Source organism: Cupriavidus sp. GW823-FHT07A04 (assembly GCF_058794615.1).
In genome coordinates, this window is sequence record NZ_JBXAHA010000017.1 from 1 (window position 1) to 20,804 (window position 20,804).

Genomic DNA, 20,804 nt, shown 5'->3' on the forward strand with positions numbered 1-20,804 from the left:
ATCCGGCGCGCCTTCTTTGCCTACTTTCTTGGCAAGACAAGAAAGTAGGTCGCCGCGCCGCAGGCGTGGTGAAACTGCCTTTGACTTTAAGCTCTTGACGTTGAAGTTAAGCAGCTGCAGCTGGGACCATCAACCCACCCCCAACCTCAAATCACCAACTCAATAACAAACGGCCCCCGCCGAGCATTAGCCATACCAAACAACTCAGCAAACCGCTCCATATCCTCAGCCCGCGCAGCCTCCACCCCCATCCCATTGGCCAACTGCACCCAGTTGAGATCCGGATTGCCGATATCCAGCATATCAAGCGCAGTCTTGCCCGGATTGGCCCCAACGCCAGCCAGCTCACCCAGCAAAATCGCGTACTTGCGATTGGCCAGAATCACCACGGTAACGTCGAGCTTCTCGCGCGCCATCGTCCACAGCGATTGCAGCGTGTACATCCCCGAGCCATCAGCCTGCAACGCGACCACCCGGCGCCCCGGCGCGGCGACCGCGGCGCCAGTCGCCAGCGGCAACCCATCGCCGATAGCGCCACCAGTCAGTTGCAGCCAGTCATGCGGCGCGGCATGCACGGTCCCCGGATAAAACGCACGCCCAAAGCTCACGCTCTCTTCCACCACGATGGCCTGCTCCGGCAGCAGTGCGGTCAGCGTTTGCGCGACCGCCTCGGAGGTTACCGCGCCCTTGGCGATCCCACGCGGCGCGACCGAAGCCGGCACCGACACCGAGGGGGCGCCAAGCTCGTCGGCAAGACGCGCCAGGGCTTCGGCTAGATCTTGTTCCGGACGGGCCAGCACATGGATCTCAGCGTCTTCCGGATATGGGCGCGGCGACTTGCCCGGATAGGCGAAGAACGTCACCGGCGGCGGCGCGCCCACCAGGATGACGTTGCGGATGCCCGCCAGCTTGTCACGCGCCACGTCGCCGGAATAGGGCACCCGATCCACGTTGAAACGGCCACGGCCGCGCGACACGCGGGCGTTGGACATCGGCGTGATCAGGCGCGCATCGGTGGCAGCGGCGATGCGGTGCGCATCGGCCAGCGGCGCCTCGCGCAGCGCGGTGCCGGCCAGCACGATCAGCGTGGGCAGGCCCGAGCGCAGCAGGCGTGCAGCTTGCTGGACGGCGTCGGGCGAGACCTTGGGCACCGGCAGCGGCGCCAGCGGCACGCCTACCTTGCCGCCGGCATCCCAGCAGACATCCGAGGGCAGGATCAGGCTGGCGACCCCACCGGGGGCGGCGCACGCGGCCTGCACGGCCGTGGCGGCATCGGCGCCGACCGATGCGGCATCCGTGGCGGTGCGGGTCCAGACCGAGACGGGGCGCGCCCAGCCTTCGGTATCGGCCGTCAGCGGTGCGTCGAACGGACGGTGATAGGTAGCCTGGTCGCCCACGATATTGATCACCGGCGTCTGCGCGCGGCGCGCGTTATGCAGGTTGGCCAGGCCATTGGCCAGGCCCGGGCCGCAGTGCAGCAGCGTGGCTGCCGGCTTGTCAGCCATGCGCGCGTAGCCATCGGCCGCGCCGGTCACCACGCCCTCAAACAGGCCGAGCACGCAACGCATGCCGGGAATGCGGTCGAGCGCGGCCACGAAGTGCATCTCGCTGGTGCCGGGGTTGGCAAAGCAGGTGTCCACGCCGCAAGCCAGCAGCGTCTTGACCAGGCTCTCGGCGCCGTTCATCTCGCCCCGCCCGTTGTCTCCATGGCTGGCGGGGGTTCCTGGGTTGCGATCGGTATTCGGCATCTTGTTCTTTTCCATTTGGCGCGTTGGGGGATGAGTTCGGGGATGGGTTCGGGGATGGGTTCGGGGATGGGTTCGGGGATAGGCTAGTCAGGACTGCGTGAGCGGCGTGCCGGCGTGGCGCCCGCGCCGTGCGCGAGCAGGTCGAAATCCAGGCAGACGAACTCGCTCGGGAATTCGATGCGCGCGTAATAGACGATCACGCCGTCTACGCACGCATAGCGCCGCAACTCGGCCACCGGCGCGCCAACGGGCAAGGCCAGCCGGGCGGCCGATTCCGCGCCCGCCGCAATGATCGACAGGCGCTGCCTGGCAGCGGTGACCTTCAGCTGGGGGAAACGGTCGAGCACCGGCACCGAAGCCCCGTGGCGGAACGCTTCCGGCTCCCGGGCAAACACGCTGGCCTCGATAAAGACCTCGCCCAGCGCGAACGGGCGCAGCTCGATCGTGTGCAGACGGCGCAGGAAGTGATAGCCCGGCGCGCGCGCGGCGGCGCAAGGCATGCCCAGTTCGTCCGGCAAGGTGACGGTGCCGTCGGACTCGGACAGCGCCTCGGTGTCGAGCTGCTCGCCGACGGCCACCACCTGGTCCCAGCTCACCGGCAGCCTCATGGCGCGGCGCTCGCGGCAGCTTGCCTTGACGAACGTGCCGCGCCCGCGCTCGCGGATCAGCAGGCCTTCTTCGTCAAGCAGGGAGAGCGCGTGATGCATGGTCATGCGCGCCACGCCGAACTCGCGGCAAAGCTGCTCGAGCGACGGAATGCGCTCGCCTTGGCGCCACTCGCCACTCTCGATATGGCGGCGGAAGATCGTGGCGAGCTGGAGGTAGACCGGCTGGCGGCTGCGGGACAAGAGGTCGCTGGAAGCGGGCAAGGCGGTGAAAGCTGGATTCGACATCGATGGCGGAAGCAACGCAGCAACTGCGAAAGCCGGGGGCGCCAGCGTGTTATCGCCGGCTGGAAGTGGCTTACGGAAGTGGCTTACAGAAGTGGCCTACTTTAATAAGGTCTATAAACCTAGACTACCAGGGTTTACTGCAGCCCCGTCACTGGCGCAAAAAAAAAAGCGCAGGCCGAAGCCCGCGCTTTTCTTTGTGTGTCCGTCGCGGCTTGTCGCCGCCCTGCCTCACGCTGCAAGCGGCTCCGCGCTGCCCGGCGCAATGACCTGCGTCAGGGTGGGCGCCGGGGTGGTTGCCTGCGGCACGGCGGGCGCCGCGAACCAGCCGTGCACGGCCGCGTGGATGGCCTCTACCTGGGCCAGCTTGCGCCGGTACGCGGAGCGCTTCTTGGACGGCAGCGCCATCACATCGCGGCGCGGCTGGTTGACCGGCACCTCGACATTGCCGCAAGGCATTGGCTGGCCCGCGGACTCCATCCAGAAGCCCTCGTAGTCGCAGCGGATCTCGCGCGGGGTATGGCGTTGGCGGCCCACGTGATTTTTCTTGCTGACGCCTACGATGCGTTGCACCCCAAGTAAGGCGGCAAAGCCGAGCAGCGCTTCCATGACCGCGTCCTTGGGACGCAGGCCTTCGCATGCCTTGGTGGCTTCGCGGATCAGGTCGCGGCTGCTCTCGCCCATGGGGCCTTGCAGGCCCCCGACGAAGATCTCCGTGCCGCCCTTGCGTTGCGCCAAGTAGAAGCTGAGCTGGCTCAGGCACACGCCGCTGGCCGTGTCCAGCCAATAAAAGGCCAGTTCGCCTTCCTTGGGATTCGGCCCCGAATCCGCCAGGCGCAGCCTATAGCGGCCATCGCCCGTCGCCCATTCGAGCCCGCCGCCCACGTAGACGCGTTCGCTCAGCGCCAGCGGCACCAGCGTGCTCATCGCACGGTAGTGATCCAGCACCGTACGCATGCGCTCGCGAAAGCTCAGCCCAAATGCGCCAAGCGGGCGATACGGGCGTTCGAGCAGCGAAGGCTTGGCCATGGCCACGCACCGCATCAGCGCGCAGGAGTCGACCGCCTGCAACCAGCTGCGCACCGCGGCAAAGCGGAATGCGGACCGGCAGATCAGCTTGAAACGCTTGAAAACCCACTTCTTGCCGCCCGGCGGGTGGCAAAACGCCGACAACGCAGTGAGCGCCGCCAGATAGCGAAAATAGAAAAAAGGCCCGAGATCGTGAAAAAATCCCCTGGCATTCAGCCCCGACAGCCATTGAAGGCTCGAGATTGGTCCTTGCACCACTTGACGCTCCCCTGTTCCCAATGCAGCAAAGCCGGTATCCGGTCTTGTGGTGCTGCGCTTACGATTCAAAATCGCCGCGCCCGCCACGACGGCGACGGGGCAGGCGGCCAGGCGTAGCCTGGATCACGGGGCAAGGCTGGCAGCGTGGGGGGCCACCGGGCCAAGTGTTTCAGCCCCGTAATATTTCGTAACGAATAGTAATACGTCCGGTTGACAGGAAATGCAGTCATTTCCCTTGGACCGAAAAAAAATTTCGGCGGGGCGCCCGGGAACATCGATAGATCAGGTCGCTGCCTGGATCAAGCGCGCAGGACGCGCGCCTTGGCCCCGGCGATCCGGGATCAGCGCGGCGGCGCGCCTGCGAGTCGTGGCTCCGTCGCGAAGTACAGGCCCGCCATGGCCGGCAGGCCGAAGCCGATCCAGCTGGTGAGCGTCCAGCCGCCTTGGGCAAAGGCCCATGCCCCGACGGCCGATGCTACGGCGCCGCCGGTGAAGAAAATCGCCATGAAGAGCCCGTTCAGGCGGCTGCGATAGGCAGCGCCCAGCGCAAAGATGGCGCGCTGGCCGACGACCAGGCTGGCCGCCACGCCAAAATCCAGCACGATAGCGGCAATCGTCAGCGCCACCAGGGCCAAGGGCGAGCCGGGCGTGCCGGCCTGGCCCAGCACAAAGGCGCCGGCCGCGAGCAGCATGGCGAGCAGGGTCATGCCCCGGCCACGGCCGCGATCGGCCTGGCGCCCTGCGATGGGCGCGGCCACCGCTCCCGCCACGCCAGCCAGCGCGAACAGGGCGATGCCCTTCTGGCTCAGGCCGAACTCGGGGCCGGCGAGCCACAGGGGCACGGTAGTCCAGAACAGGCTGAACGCCCCAAACATGCATGCCTGGTAGGCCGCACGCCGGCGCAGTACGGGCTGCGAGCGCAGCAACTGCCACATGGACACCAGCAACACGCCATATCGCACCGCGGGCGCCGGGCGGCGATCCGGGAGCAGCCGCATGAGCACAGCGGCGAGCAAGGCCATGCCCACGGCCGAGCCCGCGAAGATGGCATGCCAGCCCCACAGGTCGGTGACCAGGCTGGCGGCCGGGCGGGCCAGCATGATGCCCAGCATCAGGCCACTCATGACATTGCCGACGACACGGCCGCGCGCGTGCTCAGGCGCCAGGTGCGCGGCAAACGGCACCAGGACCTGCGCCGCCACGGAGCTCAGCCCGATGCAGACGGCCGCCAGCAGAAACACCCCGGCATGGCCGGCCAGCGCCGCGCCGGCCAGTGCCAGGGCGCTCGCGGCCAGCAGGCTGCAGATCAGCCGGCGGTTCTCGATGATGTCGCCCAGCGGCACGATCAGCAGCAGGCCCGCGCCGTAACCGGCCTGGATCAGGGTCACGATCAGGCCCGCCGCCTGCGGCGACAGCCCCAGCGCGTGGCCAATCGGGCCGATCAACGGCTGCGCGTAATACAGGTTGGCCACGATCAGGCCGCAGGCGGTGGCCAGCAGCAGGGTCATCCAGCTTGCGCCGCCCACGGGGCTGGCTTGCGCTTGCGGCGCGCAGTGCGCTCTTGTCGTCATGGTTGCCTTCTACAGTGGAGCTCGGCTTACCCGCATGCCAGCCTACCCGGGGCTGGGGTTAACCAGAGGTCGAAGGCCGAGATCATGCCTCACTTAGCGCAAGCTTGCTGGCGGCGCGCTCAGGGCAGGTAGCCCAGCAAGCGCCACCAGAAGTAATCCAGCGGCAGCAGCACCAACAAGGTCAGCGCGGCCAGCGCCAGGCACATGCGGGTTCCGTCGCGCAGCCCCACGCCACCGAGCTGCATGGCGATCACGATGGGTGGCGACTGGTAAGGGAAGAACACCGTGGAGAACACGGGAACCTGCAGCATCAGCACGGCTTCCAGCGACAAACCCGTGGCCTGCGCCAGCTGTTTGGCCAGCGGTGTCAGCACGGCCGGCAATCCGGGCAGCGTCGTCATGAGCCCCAGGCTCGCCCCGACCGCGCCAAGCGCGGCCACATTGGCGGCGGTGTGCCCCGGCGAAAGGGGCAGCCAGCGCAGCAGTGCCGTGGTGATGGCGGTCCCCAGCCCGGTGGATTCCACCACGGCGCCCAGGCCGAGAAAGCCGGCCACATAGATCAGGGGCGTGAGATGCACCTGCTCAGCCAGCATGCGCGAGGAAACCAGGCCCACGCCCGGCAGCAGGCAGACGATGCATGCCGCCAGCGAGATCCAGGCCGGCGAGATGCCGTGCAGCGCGTCGGTGGCAAAACCGGCCACGGCCAGCACCAGGATCACCGCCAGCAACTTCTCCTGCCGGCTCGGCGCGCTCGCTTGCTCGCGCGGGAGTGCCGCGATCGGCCCGTGCTCGGGAAACAGCCGGCATACCAGCCAGACCAGCATCACGGTCTTGAGCAGGCCGAGGATGGGGAAATGCAGCAGGAGATAGCTGCCATAGCTCAGGTTGACGCCGTACAGGGAGCTAGCCGCGCCGAGCAACACGCTGTTGGGGATATTGGCTGGCAGGATGGTGGTGGGCGGCATGTAGCTGGCGGCGGCCACCGTCAGCACCATGCCGATGCGGCCGTTGGAGCCCGGCGCGAAACCTAGCCGGTCGGCCAGCGCCAGCACGATCGGCATCAGCAGCAGCACGCGCCCGGTGGTCGACGGCATCAGGAACGCCAGCCCCACGGCGCTCACCGCCACGGTGCCGATCACCTGGCGGTAGCTGCCCACCCGGCCACGGAAGATGATGGCCGCCAGGCGCTGCGCCAGCCCGGTCTGGCGCAAGGCCACGCCGGTTACCGCGCCGCCGAACATGAGCCACCACGCGGTAGAGGCAAAGCCCGAGAACACCACGGGGGCCGGCGCCACGTGCAGCACGACGGCGCACAGGAAGAACAGCAACGTCGTAGCCGGCTCGGGCAGCACGCCCAGCGCCCAGCAGCACACGGTGGACGCCACCAGCGCCCCCGCCAGCACCAGGCCGCCGGGTGCGCCGGTGGCGCGCCCCACCAGCCATACCGCCGCCACGCACAGGGCGATGACGATGGCGGCACGCGCGCTGTCCGACAGCTTGCCCGCGGGCGCGGGGCCTGCGGCGGGTGGCGCCTTGGAAGCGGCGGGATTGCCGGGAAGGCTGGCCGGGGGCGGCAAGCCGGGCTGACTGGTATTGCTCATGCGAGGGAACTCCGTGGTGCCATGCGATGAGCGCCATCGTAGGACGCGCCAATCTGGCCGGGTTACACTTCTCGGGCAATTTCTTACGAATGCCAGCCACACCCAAAAACCTGCGCCAAAGCCGCGCCGAGCCAGATGCCACGCACCACCTACCAGCCCGTCCCGCTGACCCAGCCCACCGCCGAGCAACCGGTCATCGTGCATCTGCGCCTGCCGCCGCCCAACGCCATCATTCGCCGCCACCGGCATGCTTGGGGGCAGATCTCGTGCCCCCTGCGCGGCAGCATGCGGGTGACCGCGGCAGGCACCACCTGGGTGGTGCCGACCATGCGCGCGGTGTGGATTCCGCCGGATGTGGAACACGAGGTGGTCACGCTGGGCGACGCGGCGCTGCACGCCTGCTATGTGCTGCCGCAAGCGGCACCGCTGTCGCTCACCGCCTGCGCGGTCGTGGAAGTGTCGGCGTTGATGCGCAACCTGATGGTGGCGCTGACCGACGCCGCCAGCCTGTCCGCGCCACGGCGCCAGCTAAGCGCGGCCCTGCTGCTCGAGGAGTTGCGCACCGCGCCCACGCTTTGGCCTGGGCTGGCCCTGCCCACCGACCGCCGCCTTAAAGCGTTGTGCGACGCCTTGATGGAGCAGCCAGGGTCGGCGCTGAGCCTGGCGCAATGGGCCGAGCTGACGGGCGCCAGTGAGCGCACCCTGGCGCGGCTGTTCCGCACCGAGCTGCGCACCAGCTTTGCCGCCTGGCGCCAGCAATTGCGGCTGGCGCACGCCGTGGACCTGATGAGCCGCGGCAAGCCGCTCGCGCACGTGGCGGCCGAAACCGGCTATGCCAATGCCGGCGCCTTCTCCACCATGTTCCGGCGCGCGCTGGGACAGGCGCCGCGCGATTTTCTGGCGGCGGAGTCCCGCAATCACGGGAGGGGACATTGAGCGCAAAGACCCATCTTGCCAAAGCCATCCACTGGCCCGCCGGCGCGCAGGTGCATCCTCGCGAGATGCTCGCGGCAGCCCTGGGCATGGGCATGCCGCTGCTGCTTGCCGGCGCCACGGGGCAGATCGCACTTGGCCAGGCCGCCGCGCTAGGCAGCCTGGCGATCGGCGCCGGGGCGGTCGCCGGTTCGGGCATCGACGCGCGCGACCAATCCCGCATCGGGCCGCTGGCGGCCCTGCTTGCACCGGTTGCGGCTGCCGCGGCCATCGCGGCCGCCCTGGCGGGCCACGGCGTCCTGACCGATGTCATCGTCCTCTTGCTGGCCGGTGCGGCGGCCTGCATCGGCGGCTACAGCCGCCCGCTCGCGATCGCGGCCACGCGCTTCATCCTGTTCCTGATCATTGCCACAGGTGCGGCAAGCGCTGCGCCGCATCGGGCAGGCTTTCTCCTGCTCACGCTGGCCGGCGCGCTCTGGACCTGTCTGCTGTGCCAGCTCCTCGCGCCAAGGGCCAAAGCGCTGCCGCAAGCGGGCACGCCCTTGCCGTTGCCCACCACCGCGCAGCGCCTGCGGCGATGGCGGCGCACGCTGTCGCAGCGGGCCGGGTGGCAGTACACGCTGCGGCTGGTGCTCGGCCTGGGCTGCGCCGGCATCCTGCGCTGGCTGTTCCCGAACCATCACTTCGAATGGATCACGCTGACCGTGGCAATCCTGCTCCAGCGGCAGCCAGAGGGCTTCGCCGTCAAGGCCACGCAGCGGGTGGCCGGCACCCTCGTCGGCGTGCTTGGCGCGAGCTTGCTGCTGGGCCACCAGCTCCCGTACTGGCTGGTGGCATTCAACGCAGGATGGCTGGCCGGCACCCGGCCACTGCTGCGCCTGCGCAACTACCTGGCCTACTCGGCGGTCATGACCCCGCTGATGGTGATGATCATGGGCGCCAGCCGGCCGGCCGACGGCGGCATGCTGATGGACCGCGCGGCGGCGACGGTGATCGGGGCCGTCATCGTGTTGCTGGTCGACGGGATTGCCTTGAAGGCAGCTGGCGGCGCGCTTGCCAACTAGTTAGGCGGCATATAATATGGCGCCACTATGCAAGCACTCGAACAGAAGTACCTCGCCCTGCTCAACGAAGCCGAACGACGCCAGCTGCCCGACCTGGACAGCATCCAGCTGTGCTTCCGGGCACTGTCGCTGGCGTCCGCGATCGACCGCGACTGCGGTGCGCTGCTGGCTCCGCATGGCCTGTCCGAAGGACGTTTCGTGCTGTTGTTCCTGCTGAACGCGGCCAAGGACGGGCTGGCGCCCAATACGCTCGCGGAGCAAGCCGGCGTCACGCGCGCCACCATCACCGGCCTGCTGGACGGGCTGGAGCGCGAGGCGCTGATCGAGCGCCATGCCGACACCACAGACCGGCGTGCCCTGACCATCCGGCTCACCCGCAAGGGCAAGCAGGTCGCCAAAGAGGTGTTTGACGAGCATGGCCGCTGGATCGCAAGCCTGTTCCGTGACTTATCCGCACAGGAGCGCGCCTTGCTCGACGGCCTGCTAAGCAAGGTTTCCGCGGGCATGGCCAAGCGCAATGGCGTGCCGGGGGATCCGGCATGAACCAGTCAGCGGCCCAGCCGGCAACACGCAAAGGCGCGAGCCGGGCGGCGGACATTCCCGCCGACATCCTCGCCGCGCTGGAGCGTGGCGAGCTGCAAAGCGCCACGCTCACCGAATGCCTGGCGTTGAACCAAGTCACGCTGCTGCGCGCCGTGTTTCCCAAACTCCCGCCAGCCGCCATGCAGCAAGCCGAAGCCGCCAGCCAGCTTGGCATCCTCAAGCGCATGGCCAGCATCGGCGCCATCCTCATCGAGCATCTTGGCGCCGCGGGCATCGCACGTTGCCAGGCGCATCCATCGGATACCGTGCGCGGCTGGGCCTGCTTCACGGCCGGCATGCGGCCGGGCCTGGACCTGAGCCAGCGCCTCGCGGCCATCCGGGCGCTGGCCGACGACCCGCATTTCGGCGTGCGCGAATGGGCCTGGATGGCAGTGCGGCCGCATCTCGCGGCGGACCTGGACACCTGCATCGCGCTGCTTGCCGCCTGGACGGCGTCGCCATCCGAGCGGCTGCGCCGCTTTGCCACCGAGGCACTGCGCCCGCGTGGAGTATGGTGCGCGCATATCGCCGCGCTGAAGAAGCAGCCCGCGCAAGCCCTGCCGCTGCTGGACGCGCTGAAGGCCGACCCCTCGCCCTATGTGCAGGACTCGGTGGCCAACTGGCTCAACGATGCGGCCAAGGACAGTCCCGACTGGGTGCGCAGCCTGTGCGAACGCTGGCAGCGAGGCGACCCGCCCGCCGCCACCCGCCGCATCTGCGCCCGTGCGCTGCGCAACCTCCGATGAAAAAAAGCCCGCCACCAAGGTGACGGGCTTTCGAGGCAGGCGACTACGGGAAGATCAGGCCGGCAGCGAATCCGACAAGCGGTTCTCCTTGCCATTGCCATTGCCGTTGCCGTTGCCGTTGCCGTTCTCTTCGTCCGGCCAGTTGCGGCCGACCATCCACTCATACAGCGTGGGCAGCACGATCAGCGTGAGCATGGTGGCGGTGATCAGGCCGCCGATGATAACGATGGCCAGCGGGCGCTGCGTCTCCGAGCCGATGGCGCGCGAGATGGCCATCGGGAACAGGCCCAGCATGGCCAGCAGCGCGGTCATCAGCACCGTGCGCAGGCGGTCCATCGAGCCGGTCAGCACGGCCTGGCGCACCGGCATGCCTTCGTCGCGCAGCTGGTTGAAGTAGGTCACCATCACCACGCCGTTGAGCACGGCCTGGCCGAACAGCGCGATAAAGCCGATCGCAGCCGACACCGACAGCGGAATGCCGGTGATGAACAGCGCGAACACGCCGCCGATCAGCGCGAACGGAATGTTCGAGATGATCAGGGTCGCGCTCTTGAACGACTTGAAGGCATTGAACAGCAGCAGGAAGATCACCAGCACCGACAGCGGCACCACGATCGACAGCCGCGCCATGGCGCGCTCCTGGTTCTCGAACTCGCCCGACCAGCTGATCTTGACGTCATCGGCCTTGACGTTCTTGGCGACCAGTTCCTGCATGTCCTTCACCACGCTGCCCATGTCGCGGTCATGGATGAAGATGCCGATGGACGTGGTGCGCTGGCCGTTCTCGCGGCTGATGTTCATCGCGCCGGAAGCCGCGCGGAAGTGCACCAGTTGCGACAGCGGCACCTGCGCGCCGTCCGCCGTTTGCAGGAAGATATTCGGCAGGTTTGGCAGCTGGCGCTCGTTAGGCTTGAGGCGCACCGCCACGCTGAAGTGCTTCTCGCCCTCCCACAGCTCGGTGGCTGCCTTGCCGGCAAGCGCGGTCTCCATCAGGTCCTGCACGTCTCCCACGTTGATGCCGTAGCGGGCGGCCTGGGCGCGGTCGAAGTCCAGCACGTACTGCGGCAGCTCGCCGTCGCGGTCGATAAAGGCGCGCATCACGCCCTGTACCGATTGCACGTTGGCGAGGATCTGGTCGGCCACGCGCTTGTTCTGCTGCAAGCTGTCGCTCTGCACCTTGATCACGATCTGGCCCTTGATCTGGGAGATGCTCTCAAGAATGTTGTCGCGCACCGGCTGCGAGAAATTCGGCTCGATGCCGGGTAGCTGGCGCAGGTTGGCGTTGATCTCGTTGATGATCTTGCGCTTGTCGTAGCCCGCGCGCCATTGCTTGTCGTTCTTCAGGTCGACCAGGATTTCGACGGTGTTGATCAGCTTTGGATCGGTGCCGTCGTCCGGGCGGCCCACCTTGGAGATGGTGGTATTGACCTCGGGCGTCTTGCGAATCACGCCACGCAGGCGGCGGGCCTGGTCGCGCGCTTCGTCGATGGACACCGACGCCGGCAGGTCGAAGCTGACCCACATCGAGCCTTCATCCAGCTCCGGCAGGAACTCGCTGCCGAGGAACTTGCCCACGCCAACCGTTGCCACCAGCAGGCCAACGGCGATGCCCACCACGGTACGCTTGTGGTCCAGCGCCCAGGCCAGCATCGGCTCGTAGAGGCGCTTGCTATGGCGCACCATGAAGTTGTCTTCATGCGCGATGTTCTTGGTCAGCAGCAGGTGGCACAGCAGCGGCACCAGCGTCAGCGAGATGATCAGCGAGCCGACCAGCGCACCCGTCACGGTGTAGGCCATGGGCGCGAAGATCTTGCCCTCGTGGCGCTGCAGCGTAAAGATCGGGATGTGCGCGGCGATGATGATGATCATCGAGAACACGGTCGGGCGGCCCACTTCGGTGGTGGCCTGCAGGATGGCGTGCATGCGCGCGCGGCTGTCCTTGATCTGGGCTTCCTTCAGCTCGCCCAGCCGCTTGAAGATGTTCTCCACCACGATCACCGCGCCGTCCACGATGATGCCGAAGTCCATCGCGCCCAGCGACAGCAGGTTGGCGGGAATGCCCACCCAGGTCAGGCCGATGAACGTGGACAGCAGCGCCAGCGGAATCACGATTGCCACGATGGCCGCGGCCCGCACATTGGCCAGGAACAGGTACAGTACGGCCATCACCAGCAGCGCGCCCTCGACCAGGTTGCCGAACACCGTGTGCAGGGTCTTGTCGATCAGCGTGGAGCGGTCGTAGTAGGGCACGATCTTCACGCCCTTGGGCAGGATCGAGTTGTCCAGCAGGTCGATCCTCTTCTTGAGCGCTTCGAGCACCAGCGAGGGGTTCTCGCCCTTGCGCATCACCACGATGCCCGAGACGATATCGTCCTCGTCGTCCTGGCCCATCAGGCCCTGGGGCGGCGCGGAACCGGTCCTGATCTCGGCGATGTCCTTGACCAGGATTGGCGTGCCATTGACTTCCGACACCACCACATCGGCGATATCGGCCGAGGTACGGAAGCTGCCCAGCGAGCGCAGCAGGAATTGCTGGCGCCCGTTGGCCACGGCGCCGCCGCCGGCGTTGGAGTTGGCGCGTTGCAGGGCGGTAAAGAGTTGCGAGAGCGAGATCTTGGCGTCGCGCATCTTCGCCAGGTTGGGGTTCACCTCGTACTGCTTGATGGTGCCGCCAATGGTGACAAGGTCGGCCACGCCCGGGACCTGGCGCAGGTTCTTCTCCACCACCCAGTCCTGCAGCGTGCGCAGTTCCTGCGCGCTGTAGCCCTTGCCGGTCAGGCGAAAGCGGAAGATCTCGCCGATGGCGGTGGACAGCGGCGCCAGCTCCGGCTGCACGCCGTCGGGCAGGTCCACCCCGCGCAGGCGCTCGATCACCTGCTGGCGGGCCACCACGTCGGTGGCCTTGTCATTGAAGGTGACCATCAGGAAGGACAGGCCGAACTGGGTGTGCGAGAACACCCGCACGGAGTTCGGCGTGCCGGCCAGCGCGGTTTCGATCGGGATCGTGACCTGGCGCTCGACTTCCTCGGCGGCGCGGCCCGGGTACAGCGTAATGACGTTGACCTGGATGTCGGAGACATCCGGGAAGGCTTCGATCGGCAGGTTCTTGAAGGCCGCAAGGCCACCCCCGATGAAGATGGCAAGGCCGAGCCAGACGAACAGCTTCTGGTGCAGGGCAAAATGGACGATGCGCGAAATCATGTGGCGGTCTTCCTCACTGCTTCGCGCTGGCGCTGCTGGCTTCGCTGGCGCGCGCCGCATTGACCGCGGTGGCGTCTCGCAGGATGTCCTGCAGGTACAGGTTGCCGTCGGTCACCACGACGTCGCCATCCTTGAGCCCTTCGACCGCCTCGGTCATGCCGGGCAACGACACGCCCAGCTTGATCTGCTTGCGCTCAAAGCGGTTCTGGGCCGTGCGCACAAACACAAAGTGGTGGTTCTCGGCCAGGAACACCGCCTTGGACGGCACCGCGATCCCCTGGAAGGAGGCGGCCTGCAGCTTGGCGGTGACGAACATCTCGGCCTTCAGGCGACGGTCCGGGTTGGGCACCGACAAGCGCACCTTGATGCTGCGCGCCGCAGGATCCACGTAATCGGCCACCTTGACCACCTTGCCGGCGAAGGTCTCGCCGGGATAGGCGGCCGACACCAGTTGCACGGTCACGCCGGGCTTGAACAGGGCGATATCGGCCTCGGCCGCGTCGACCTGCGCCCACAGTTCGCCGGGATCGGTCACCAGGAACAGCGGCGCGGTGGGCGGCTGGTCGGGGCGCAGTTCCATGCCGTTATTGATATTGCGCTCCACCACCAGGCCATCGATCGGCGTACGCAAGGCAAAGCGGTTGCTCGCGCCCTCGCCCTGCGCGCCGGCGCCGTACTGGCGCAAGGCAGCCTGGGTGCGCTGCAGGTCGGCATTGGCCCGGGCGGCATCGGCCTGGGTCTGCTCCAGGTCCTTTTGCGCCACGACGCCAGCACCGTACAACTCGCGCTGGCGGGCCAGCGCCTTGCCGGCATAGGCGGCGTCGGCCGCGGCCTTGCGGGCGTCGGCCTGGGCCACGCCGAAATCGGTCGAGGTCAGCATGGCCAGCGCCTGCCCCGCCTTGACGTTGGTCCCCGGCTGCACCAACACCTCGGTCACGCGCCCGGCAAACGGCGTCGTCACGCGCACGGTACGGTCTTCATTCCAGACCAGGCGGCCTGGCAGGCTCAGCATGCGCTCGCCGCCGCTCTTGACGGTCTCGCCCACGATGCCAGGCAGCGTCCTGACCGTGGCCGGAAACTCAACGGTGTTACCGCTGACCTTGGGTTCGTCGCTGGGGGGCGGGGCTTCCTTCTTGCCGCAGGCGGCGAGCGCCAGCGCGACCAGCGAAAACGCGACCAGCCGGGCGGCGACGCCATGGCGGGCCGCGGCACGTACGGGGGACATCGAAGCAGGCTTAGCAGTCATCGGGACGGACATCGGAGCAGACACGGAATTAAGGACGCGGTACATCGGGGCGAGCCTGGGAATTGGGTGAGGACTGCAGGGCGGCGCGGTAAGCCGACAGGGATTTGGCGAAATCGCCTTGCGCGTTGACAGCGTCCAGGCGCGTCTGGCGCAAGGCCCGGCGCGCATCGAGCAGGTCCAGCACGCTGCTGGCGCCCTTGGCATAGGCAAACTCGGCGCTGCCGGCGACGCTCTCGGCGGTCGGCACCACGCCTTCGACCATCTGCTTGAGCGACAGGCGCGCGGCTTCAAGCTGGTTGCGCGAGCGCTCCAGCTCGTTCTGCGCCTCGAGCAGCACGCGGTTGCGATCATCCAGCGCGGCGTAGTAATCCACCTCGGCGCGGCGGGCTTCGCCGCCAAAGCTGTGGCGCACGTAGAGCGGGATCGACACGAACACGCCGAAGCTGTTGCCGCTGCCGGTCTGGTTGGCGGCCGAGACAGGGTAGTGCTCCGCCTGCGCGCCCACGGTGACATCCGGAACGCGCCCCGCGCGGGCCAGGTCGCGCGCGCTGGCGGCCGCAGCCAGGCGGGCTTGCGCCGCCGCCACGTCCGCGCGGCGCTGCACGGTGTCGGCGTCGGGCTGGGGTACCGGCACGTCCAGGGCGGGCCAGTCGGGCGTCAGGCGATTGTCGGCCAGCGTGCCGGGCACGCCGATGGCTTGCGCCAGCGCGGCCTTGTCGCTGGCATGGTCGGCCATGGCGCTGCGCAGGTCGGCTTGCGCGCGCAGCACATCGAGCTGCAGCTTGGCCACATCGGCGCGCGACACATCGCCAGCCTTCAGGCGAGCCTCGTTGGCCTGCTGGGTGCGACCGTAGAGCGCCAGCGTCTCGTTGAGCACGGCAACCCGCTCCTGACTCACGAGTGCCTCATAGAACGCCTGGTCCACCAGGCTCGCCTGCTGGGTGATCACCGCCTGCAGCACTTCGCCGGCGGCGCGGCTGGAGGCTTGCGCGGTATCCACCCGCAAGCCTGCCTTGTTGGCGGTCTCGATCACCTGGTCCACACGCAGGGTGGAATCCACCGTCTTGCTGCGCGGGCCGCCCGAGTTGAAGCCGGCATGCGGGTTGATATTGGCCACGCCCAGGCTGAGCACGGGGTTGGGCCGTTGCGACGCAATCTGGATATCGGCCTGGCTGGCCTCCACATTGCGCCGCGCCGCGATGATGTCACGGTTGCAGCGCACGGCATCGACGCGCACCTGGGCGAGGGTCAGGGTAGCCTTGGACGGCGGCGCCACACAGGGGCCATCCATCGGCAAGGGTGCGCTTTGCGGCACATTCGAGCCGGCCGCGGCAGCGCCCGCAACGGCGCCGAGAAGGCTTAGCAGCAGGAAACGAGGAATGGAAAAAGACACGATCAATCTGGCTCGGTTCGACTTAAGTGTGCGGTAAACGACCATACCCGCCCATCGGTGCACCGAGTTAGCGAATATTCACGCATCTCCGTGGAACCCGACGTGTTCTTGCCGGTATCCGGCAACGGCGAACGATCTCCCGAGCGCATTCAAACCGAACTGCATTACAAACGCCTTTCACACTGCCAACAAATGTGGGAAATACCCCTCGAACACCCCAGTTTCGAGGGAAAACCCTGACAAATACGCTGCTTTCATGACAAAACGAAGTGGCCAGCAGGCGGGTCGCCAAAGCCGCGTATCATTACGCGCTTCGCGCCTTTTGCCCCCTCCGGAACGCCGGCCCGGGGCGTTATCACTCACCTCGCAGTGCACGTTGTTGCCACGCCATCGCCACGCTGTTGCCGTTAGAGCCGCCTCCCGTATTCCATGCTTGACCATTCCCTGCTGCCGTCCTTGCTGTCCGCCCTGTTGATCTTTGGCCTGGGCAGCGCGCTGGGCGCCGTGGGCGGGCTGTTCGGCATCGGCGGCGGGCTGATTGCCATTCCCGCGCTGGGCCTGCTCTATGGCATGGACCAGCAACTGGCGCAGGGCACCGCGCTGGTGATGATTGCGCCCAATGTGCTGATCGGCTTCTGGCAATACCGCCGGCGCGCCGACATCGCGCTGCGCACGGCGGTCGTGCTCGGGCTGTCAGCGGTGCTGGCGACTTATGCCTCGGCACGCCTCGCCACCGCCATCGACGCCGTGTTGCTGCGCCGCATCTTTGCCTGCTTCATGATCGGCCTGGCGCTCTATTTCCTCTGGCGGCTGCTGCCAGGGCGCGCCGCCACGGCGCAGCAGGCGCGCCTGTCATCGCGCTGGATTCCGGCGCTGGGCGTGGTCGGCGGCGCGTTCTCGGGCTTTTTCAGCGTAGGCGGCGGCGTGGTGGCGGCGCCGGCCTTGGTCGGGCTGTTCGGGTTCCGGCAGGCGGCTGCGCAAGGCCTGGCGCTGGCGCTGGTCACGCCCGGCGCGGTGGTGGCGCTGGCCACCTATGCCCATGCCGGCCATGTCGACTGGGCCAGCGGCATCCCGCTGTCACTCGGCGGCATGCTGACCATCTCGTGGGGCGTGGCGCTCGCCCACCGCATGCCGGAGCGGCGGCTGCGCGCCGCGTTTGCCCTGTGCCTGATCGCCACCGCGGGGATCATGCTGGCGCGCGGCTAACCTTGCAGGCCGCGGCGCCTGTGCCACTCGGCAAGTGACTCGGAGGGCCAGGTGCCGCAGTGCACATGGCCCCGCCCCTTGGGCACATCGACCCAGGGCGCGGCAAAATCCAGCGCGGCCTCCACCACCTCCGGCGGCTTGGGCAGCGGCGTATCGATCGCGGACGCCTGCGGATGCACCAACTCCGGCCAGCGCGGATCCCAGAGCCATAACGCGCTGCCGCATTTCAGGCAGAAATGCCGCTCCGCCGGCGAGCGGCCCGCGCGCTTGCCCGGCTCCCGCATCACCGCGTGATAGATGCCGACATGCCTTTTGCCGCGAACCTTCAGCGTGGCGGCGTCACCGCCGAGGTTGATGGCATAGCCACCGCCGCCTGCCGTCTTGCGGCAGATCGAGCAGTAGCAATGCATGAACGGATAAGGCGAGCCGGACTCCAGGCTGAAGCTGACCGCGCCGCAATGGCAGGAACCTTCGAGATGCATGGGATCTCCCTTGAGGACGGGACTCTAGTGTCCCGTTCCGCTGATTCGTTCGCAAAGTCTGTTGTGCTTGGAGAAGGAATTGTAGGTCGGCGTAAAGTGCATATGCCAGCGCGGACGGGCCGTGCGGGGTTGGGTATGTATGCACGTGTGCGATTTGTGTTGCTTGTAGCCCGCTGACGCGGGGGGCTCTCGTGGGCGGGATTTTCATGCTTCTAGCTGCTGGCGCGGCTGTGCGGTGTTGGCCGTTTTGGAACGTGTGAGATGTCACTTCTCTTTACTCGTAAAGAAAAGTAACACCTCCATGTGCGTAAACGGCCAACCCCGTACAGCCGCGCCAGCAGCTAGCAGCATAAAAACCCCACATCAAAACGCACCCCCCGCGTCAGCGCAGCCATCGTTGGCGCCTGTTATGCGCTAGCCGCTGGCTCCTCCCAATCAAAACGCCAGATCGCCAGCAGCGCGAACAGCGCGGCAAAGGCGAGCAACACACCGATCGGCGCCAGCGCGGCCTGCAGCGGCAGCCCGCGCCAGGTCATCGCGTCCAGCCCGTCCACGGCCCAGCGCGTGGGCAACGCCAGCGACACCGATTGCAGCCAGGACGGGAACAGGAAGGCCGGCACCCAGGCGCCGCCCAGCATCACCATCAGCAAGGTGGCGAAGATCGCCAGCCCGCGCGTGGCCGCCGGCGTGCGCCCGAGCGCTGCCACCAGCAGGCCGAAGCTGGCCGTGGTCAGGGCAAATGCCATCACCACCCCGGCAAAGCCGGCCACGCTGCCGTCGATGCGCACACCAAAGAACGCAATGGCGGCGCTGAAGATCAACGCCATCAGGATCACGGCCGTGAGCGCGCCGCTGACGATGCGGCTGCCCAGCAGCGCAGCACGCGACACCGGCGCGGCACGCAGGCGCTGCCACAGGCCAAGGCGGCGCATCAGCAGCAGCCCCACGCCAAACTCGATGCCCATGAAGAGGATGAACTGCACGCCCATGCCGGCGAAGGCATGCGCGTAGCTGTTGTAGGGACGGCCGCCCTGCGCGCTGGCCGGCTGCTCGCGCGCCTCGAACGGCAGCCCCATCCGCATGCTGGGCATGGCTGCCGCATCCGGCCCGCTCGCGGCGCGCGCCGCCTGCGCCCGCTGCACGCGCTCGATGCTATCGGCCATCGCCAGCACATCCTGGCGGTACGCGGCCGGGAGATCCGGATTCGCTGCCATTGCGCCACGCAGCGCGCCGAGCGGCCGGGCCGCATCCGGCCCGCCGCCCATGGCTGCCTGCGATACGCTTTCCATCACGTGCTGGGTCAGCACGCCACGCACCACTGCCAGCGCAAGCGCCTGCGAGGGGTCGTAGCGCAACGTCAGCACCGGCTTTGGCCGCGCGCCGAACAGCGCGCGCGGCGCCGCCTCGCCGAAGCCTCCCGGCAAGGTCACAGCCACCTGCACCTTGCCTTGCCGCACCGCATCGTCGGCGGCCTGGGCCGGCAGCTCGCGCAACTGCAATGCGGGATCCTGCCGCAGCGCCGCGATGATCTTCTGCGACAAGGGACTGTCATCGAGGTCGCTGAGCGCCACCGGGATGCGCGATGGCTTCTGCGTGGCGGGGTTGAACAGGTAGCCGAAGAACGCCGCGATGGCAATCGGCGCGGCCACGCCCATGACGAGCGCCCTGCGATCCGAGAAATACAGCCGCAAGTCCGCGCGAACCAGTGCGAACAAGGCACGCAGTGCATTCAACGCGCTCATGCTCCGTCCCTCAGTTGCCGCCCGGTCAGGGCCAGGAACACATCCTCCAGCGTGGCCCGGCCCGACGCCAGGTGATGCACCGCGTGGCCATGGGCAGCCAGCCAGGCCATCACCGCGGGCACGGCGCGCGCGAGATCGTCTACGCCAATGGTCAGCACGTCTGCGCTTTGCTGCGCGTGACGAACGTGGTGCGCGGCGCAGTCATGCGCCAGTTGCGCGGCATCGACCACGCCGTCGACCGTGACCTGCAGCGTCTCGGCCACCGGCAACCGGCCGTAGAGCCCGGCCAGCGTACCGCTGGCCACCACCTGCCCGTGGTCCATGATCACGATGCGGTCGCACAGGCGCTCGGCCTCTTCCATGTAGTGCGTGGTGTAGAGCAGCGCCTTGCCGCGCTCGCGCAGCGCTTCGAGGCTGTCGAAGATGGCGTTGCGGCTTTGCGGGTCGACCCCGGTGGTGGGTTCGTCGAAGATCAGGATGTCGGGATCGTGGACCAGCGCGCAGGCAATGTTCAGGCGGCGCTTCATGCCGCCGCTGAAATGCGCAGGCTTGTCCCGCGCGCGCTCGGACAAACCCACCAGCGCAAGTGCCTGGGCCGTGCGCTCACGCAGCAAGGCACCCGACAAGCCATAGAGCGCGCCGAACAATTCCAGGTTGGCGCGCGCCGGCAGTTCCTCGTAGAGCGACAGCTCCTGGGGCACCAGCCCGATGCGGCGCTTGAGCAGGCCCACCGCGCGCGCGCCGGCATCCTGCAGCGCGCTGCCACCGATAAGGACGCGCCCGGCATCGGGGGCCACCAGGCCGCACAGCATCGCTACCGTGGTGCTCTTGCCGGCCCCGTTGGGCCCCAGCAGGCCCGTGATCTCGCCGCCAGCGACGGTGAAGGCAACGTCCTTCACCACCGCCCGCGTGCCATACGATTTGCCCAGGCCGATGGCTTCGAGCATGTGGCGCCCCCTCTCGTGAAGACACACGATTCTAGCCGAGGTGCCCGGCCAGGATGCCCCCCCTCGCGTCCTCCCGCGAGGGGGCTGGCTGGACAATCCCTGCCCGATATGGCATAAGGGTATGTGCTGCCTTAAAAAACGGCAGCACGCTTGCCAGGATTTTCC

The 20,804-nt window shown here is 67.7% G+C and carries 16 protein-coding genes; 5 read left to right on the forward strand and 11 right to left on the reverse strand.

Annotated elements, in window-relative coordinates:
• Positions 1 to 146 precede the first annotated feature (146 nt).
• The 5 genes from AC1Q7Q_RS27080 to AC1Q7Q_RS27100 form a co-directional block, all read right to left on the reverse strand.
• A complete protein-coding gene (locus tag AC1Q7Q_RS27080) occupies positions 147 to 1,685 on the reverse strand; it encodes an acetolactate synthase large subunit (protein ID WP_492376843.1) in 1,539 nt (512 codons plus the stop codon).
• A 146-nt stretch (positions 1,686 to 1,831) separates the two neighbouring features.
• Positions 1,832 to 2,641: a GntR family transcriptional regulator gene (locus AC1Q7Q_RS27085; protein ID WP_492374509.1), complete on the reverse strand. Its 810-nt coding sequence runs from the start codon at positions 2,639 to 2,641 to the stop codon at positions 1,832 to 1,834.
• Between the two features lie 228 nt (positions 2,642 to 2,869).
• Positions 2,870 to 3,922, reverse strand: coding sequence for a DUF535 family protein (locus tag AC1Q7Q_RS27090; RefSeq protein WP_492374508.1), 1,053 nt, complete (start codon positions 3,920 to 3,922; stop codon positions 2,870 to 2,872).
• A 344-nt stretch (positions 3,923 to 4,266) separates the two neighbouring features.
• Entirely contained in the window at positions 4,267 to 5,496 is a 1,230-nt protein-coding gene (locus tag AC1Q7Q_RS27095; protein WP_492374507.1) for an MFS transporter, read from the reverse strand.
• A 119-nt stretch (positions 5,497 to 5,615) separates the two neighbouring features.
• Positions 5,616 to 7,097, reverse strand: coding sequence for an SLC13 family permease (locus AC1Q7Q_RS27100; protein WP_492374506.1), 1,482 nt, complete (start codon positions 7,095 to 7,097; stop codon positions 5,616 to 5,618).
• Between the two features lie 135 nt (positions 7,098 to 7,232).
• Between AC1Q7Q_RS27100 and AC1Q7Q_RS27105 the strand changes: the two genes are divergently transcribed.
• Genes AC1Q7Q_RS27105 through AC1Q7Q_RS27120 form a run of 4 tightly spaced genes read left to right on the forward strand, consistent with a single transcriptional unit; the run spans position 7,233 to position 10,422 of the window.
• Entirely contained in the window at positions 7,233 to 8,033 is an 801-nt protein-coding gene (locus AC1Q7Q_RS27105) for an AraC family transcriptional regulator (protein WP_416051405.1), read from the forward strand.
• Entirely contained in the window at positions 8,030 to 9,094 is a 1,065-nt protein-coding gene (locus AC1Q7Q_RS27110; RefSeq protein ID WP_492374505.1) for an FUSC family protein, read from the forward strand. Before AC1Q7Q_RS27105 ends, AC1Q7Q_RS27110 begins: the two co-directional genes overlap by 4 nt.
• A 27-nt stretch (positions 9,095 to 9,121) precedes the next feature.
• On the forward strand, positions 9,122 to 9,637 hold the full coding sequence (locus tag AC1Q7Q_RS27115) for a MarR family winged helix-turn-helix transcriptional regulator (protein ID WP_492374504.1): 516 nt from the start codon (positions 9,122 to 9,124) through the stop codon (positions 9,635 to 9,637).
• Entirely contained in the window at positions 9,634 to 10,422 is a 789-nt protein-coding gene (locus AC1Q7Q_RS27120; protein WP_492374503.1) for a DNA alkylation repair protein, read from the forward strand. The genes AC1Q7Q_RS27115 and AC1Q7Q_RS27120 overlap by 4 nt, the downstream gene beginning before the upstream one ends.
• Positions 10,423 to 10,476: 54 nt before the next feature.
• Here AC1Q7Q_RS27120 and AC1Q7Q_RS27125 read toward each other — a convergent pair whose 3' ends face one another.
• Genes AC1Q7Q_RS27125 through AC1Q7Q_RS27135 form a run of 3 tightly spaced genes read right to left on the reverse strand, consistent with a single transcriptional unit; the run spans position 10,477 to position 16,160 of the window.
• The gene (locus AC1Q7Q_RS27125; protein ID WP_492374502.1) at positions 10,477 to 13,623 is read right to left on the reverse strand and encodes an efflux RND transporter permease subunit; all 3,147 of its coding nucleotides are present in this window, start codon (positions 13,621 to 13,623) and stop codon (positions 10,477 to 10,479) included.
• Between the two features lie 13 nt (positions 13,624 to 13,636).
• Positions 13,637 to 14,848 (reverse strand): efflux RND transporter periplasmic adaptor subunit, encoded by a 1,212-nt coding sequence (locus tag AC1Q7Q_RS27130; protein WP_492374501.1) that lies wholly within the window; start codon positions 14,846 to 14,848, stop codon positions 13,637 to 13,639.
• 49 nt (positions 14,849 to 14,897) lie between these two features.
• Positions 14,898 to 16,160: a TolC family protein gene (locus tag AC1Q7Q_RS27135; RefSeq protein ID WP_492374510.1), complete on the reverse strand. Its 1,263-nt coding sequence runs from the start codon at positions 16,158 to 16,160 to the stop codon at positions 14,898 to 14,900.
• Between the two features lie 531 nt (positions 16,161 to 16,691).
• On the opposite strand from AC1Q7Q_RS27135, the gene AC1Q7Q_RS27140 reads away from it, so the two are divergent.
• Positions 16,692 to 17,468: a sulfite exporter TauE/SafE family protein gene (locus AC1Q7Q_RS27140; RefSeq protein ID WP_492374500.1), complete on the forward strand. Its 777-nt coding sequence runs from the start codon at positions 16,692 to 16,694 to the stop codon at positions 17,466 to 17,468.
• Here the strand turns inward: AC1Q7Q_RS27140 and AC1Q7Q_RS27145 are convergent.
• From AC1Q7Q_RS27145 to AC1Q7Q_RS27155, 3 genes are all read right to left on the reverse strand, one after another.
• Complete coding sequence (locus AC1Q7Q_RS27145) at positions 17,465 to 17,950, reverse strand: GFA family protein (RefSeq protein ID WP_492374499.1); 486 nt, start codon at positions 17,948 to 17,950, stop codon at positions 17,465 to 17,467. The genes AC1Q7Q_RS27140 and AC1Q7Q_RS27145 overlap by 4 nt on opposite strands.
• Before the next feature lie 407 nt (positions 17,951 to 18,357).
• Positions 18,358 to 19,692, reverse strand: coding sequence for an ABC transporter permease (locus tag AC1Q7Q_RS27150; protein ID WP_492374498.1), 1,335 nt, complete (start codon positions 19,690 to 19,692; stop codon positions 18,358 to 18,360).
• A complete protein-coding gene (locus AC1Q7Q_RS27155) occupies positions 19,689 to 20,639 on the reverse strand; it encodes an ABC transporter ATP-binding protein (protein WP_492374497.1) in 951 nt (316 codons plus the stop codon). The genes AC1Q7Q_RS27150 and AC1Q7Q_RS27155 overlap by 4 nt, the downstream gene beginning before the upstream one ends.
• Positions 20,640 to 20,804 lie beyond the last annotated feature (165 nt).

Coding starts and splice junctions, on each gene's coding strand:
- AC1Q7Q_RS27080 (WP_492376843.1), bottom strand. CDS start 1,685: ATGAACGGCGCCGAGAGCCTGGTCAAGACGCTGCTGGCTTGCGGCGTG.
- AC1Q7Q_RS27085 (WP_492374509.1), bottom strand. CDS start 2,641: ATGTCGAATCCAGCTTTCACCGCCTTGCCCGCTTCCAGCGACCTCTTG.
- AC1Q7Q_RS27095 (WP_492374507.1), bottom strand. CDS start 5,496: ATGACGACAAGAGCGCACTGCGCGCCGCAAGCGCAAGCCAGCCCCGTG.
- AC1Q7Q_RS27100 (WP_492374506.1), bottom strand. CDS start 7,097: ATGAGCAATACCAGTCAGCCCGGCTTGCCGCCCCCGGCCAGCCTTCCC.
- AC1Q7Q_RS27105 (WP_416051405.1), top strand. CDS start 7,233: ATGCCACGCACCACCTACCAGCCCGTCCCGCTGACCCAGCCCACCGCC.
- AC1Q7Q_RS27115 (WP_492374504.1), top strand. CDS start 9,122: ATGCAAGCACTCGAACAGAAGTACCTCGCCCTGCTCAACGAAGCCGAA.
- AC1Q7Q_RS27120 (WP_492374503.1), top strand. CDS start 9,634: ATGAACCAGTCAGCGGCCCAGCCGGCAACACGCAAAGGCGCGAGCCGG.
- AC1Q7Q_RS27125 (WP_492374502.1), bottom strand. CDS start 13,623: ATGATTTCGCGCATCGTCCATTTTGCCCTGCACCAGAAGCTGTTCGTC.
- AC1Q7Q_RS27130 (WP_492374501.1), bottom strand. CDS start 14,848: ATGTCCCCCGTACGTGCCGCGGCCCGCCATGGCGTCGCCGCCCGGCTG.
- AC1Q7Q_RS27135 (WP_492374510.1), bottom strand. CDS start 16,160: ATGGATGGCCCCTGTGTGGCGCCGCCGTCCAAGGCTACCCTGACCCTC.
- AC1Q7Q_RS27140 (WP_492374500.1), top strand. CDS start 16,692: ATGCTTGACCATTCCCTGCTGCCGTCCTTGCTGTCCGCCCTGTTGATC.
- AC1Q7Q_RS27145 (WP_492374499.1), bottom strand. CDS start 17,950: ATGCATCTCGAAGGTTCCTGCCATTGCGGCGCGGTCAGCTTCAGCCTG.
- AC1Q7Q_RS27150 (WP_492374498.1), bottom strand. CDS start 19,692: ATGAGCGCGTTGAATGCACTGCGTGCCTTGTTCGCACTGGTTCGCGCG.
- AC1Q7Q_RS27155 (WP_492374497.1), bottom strand. CDS start 20,639: ATGCTCGAAGCCATCGGCCTGGGCAAATCGTATGGCACGCGGGCGGTG.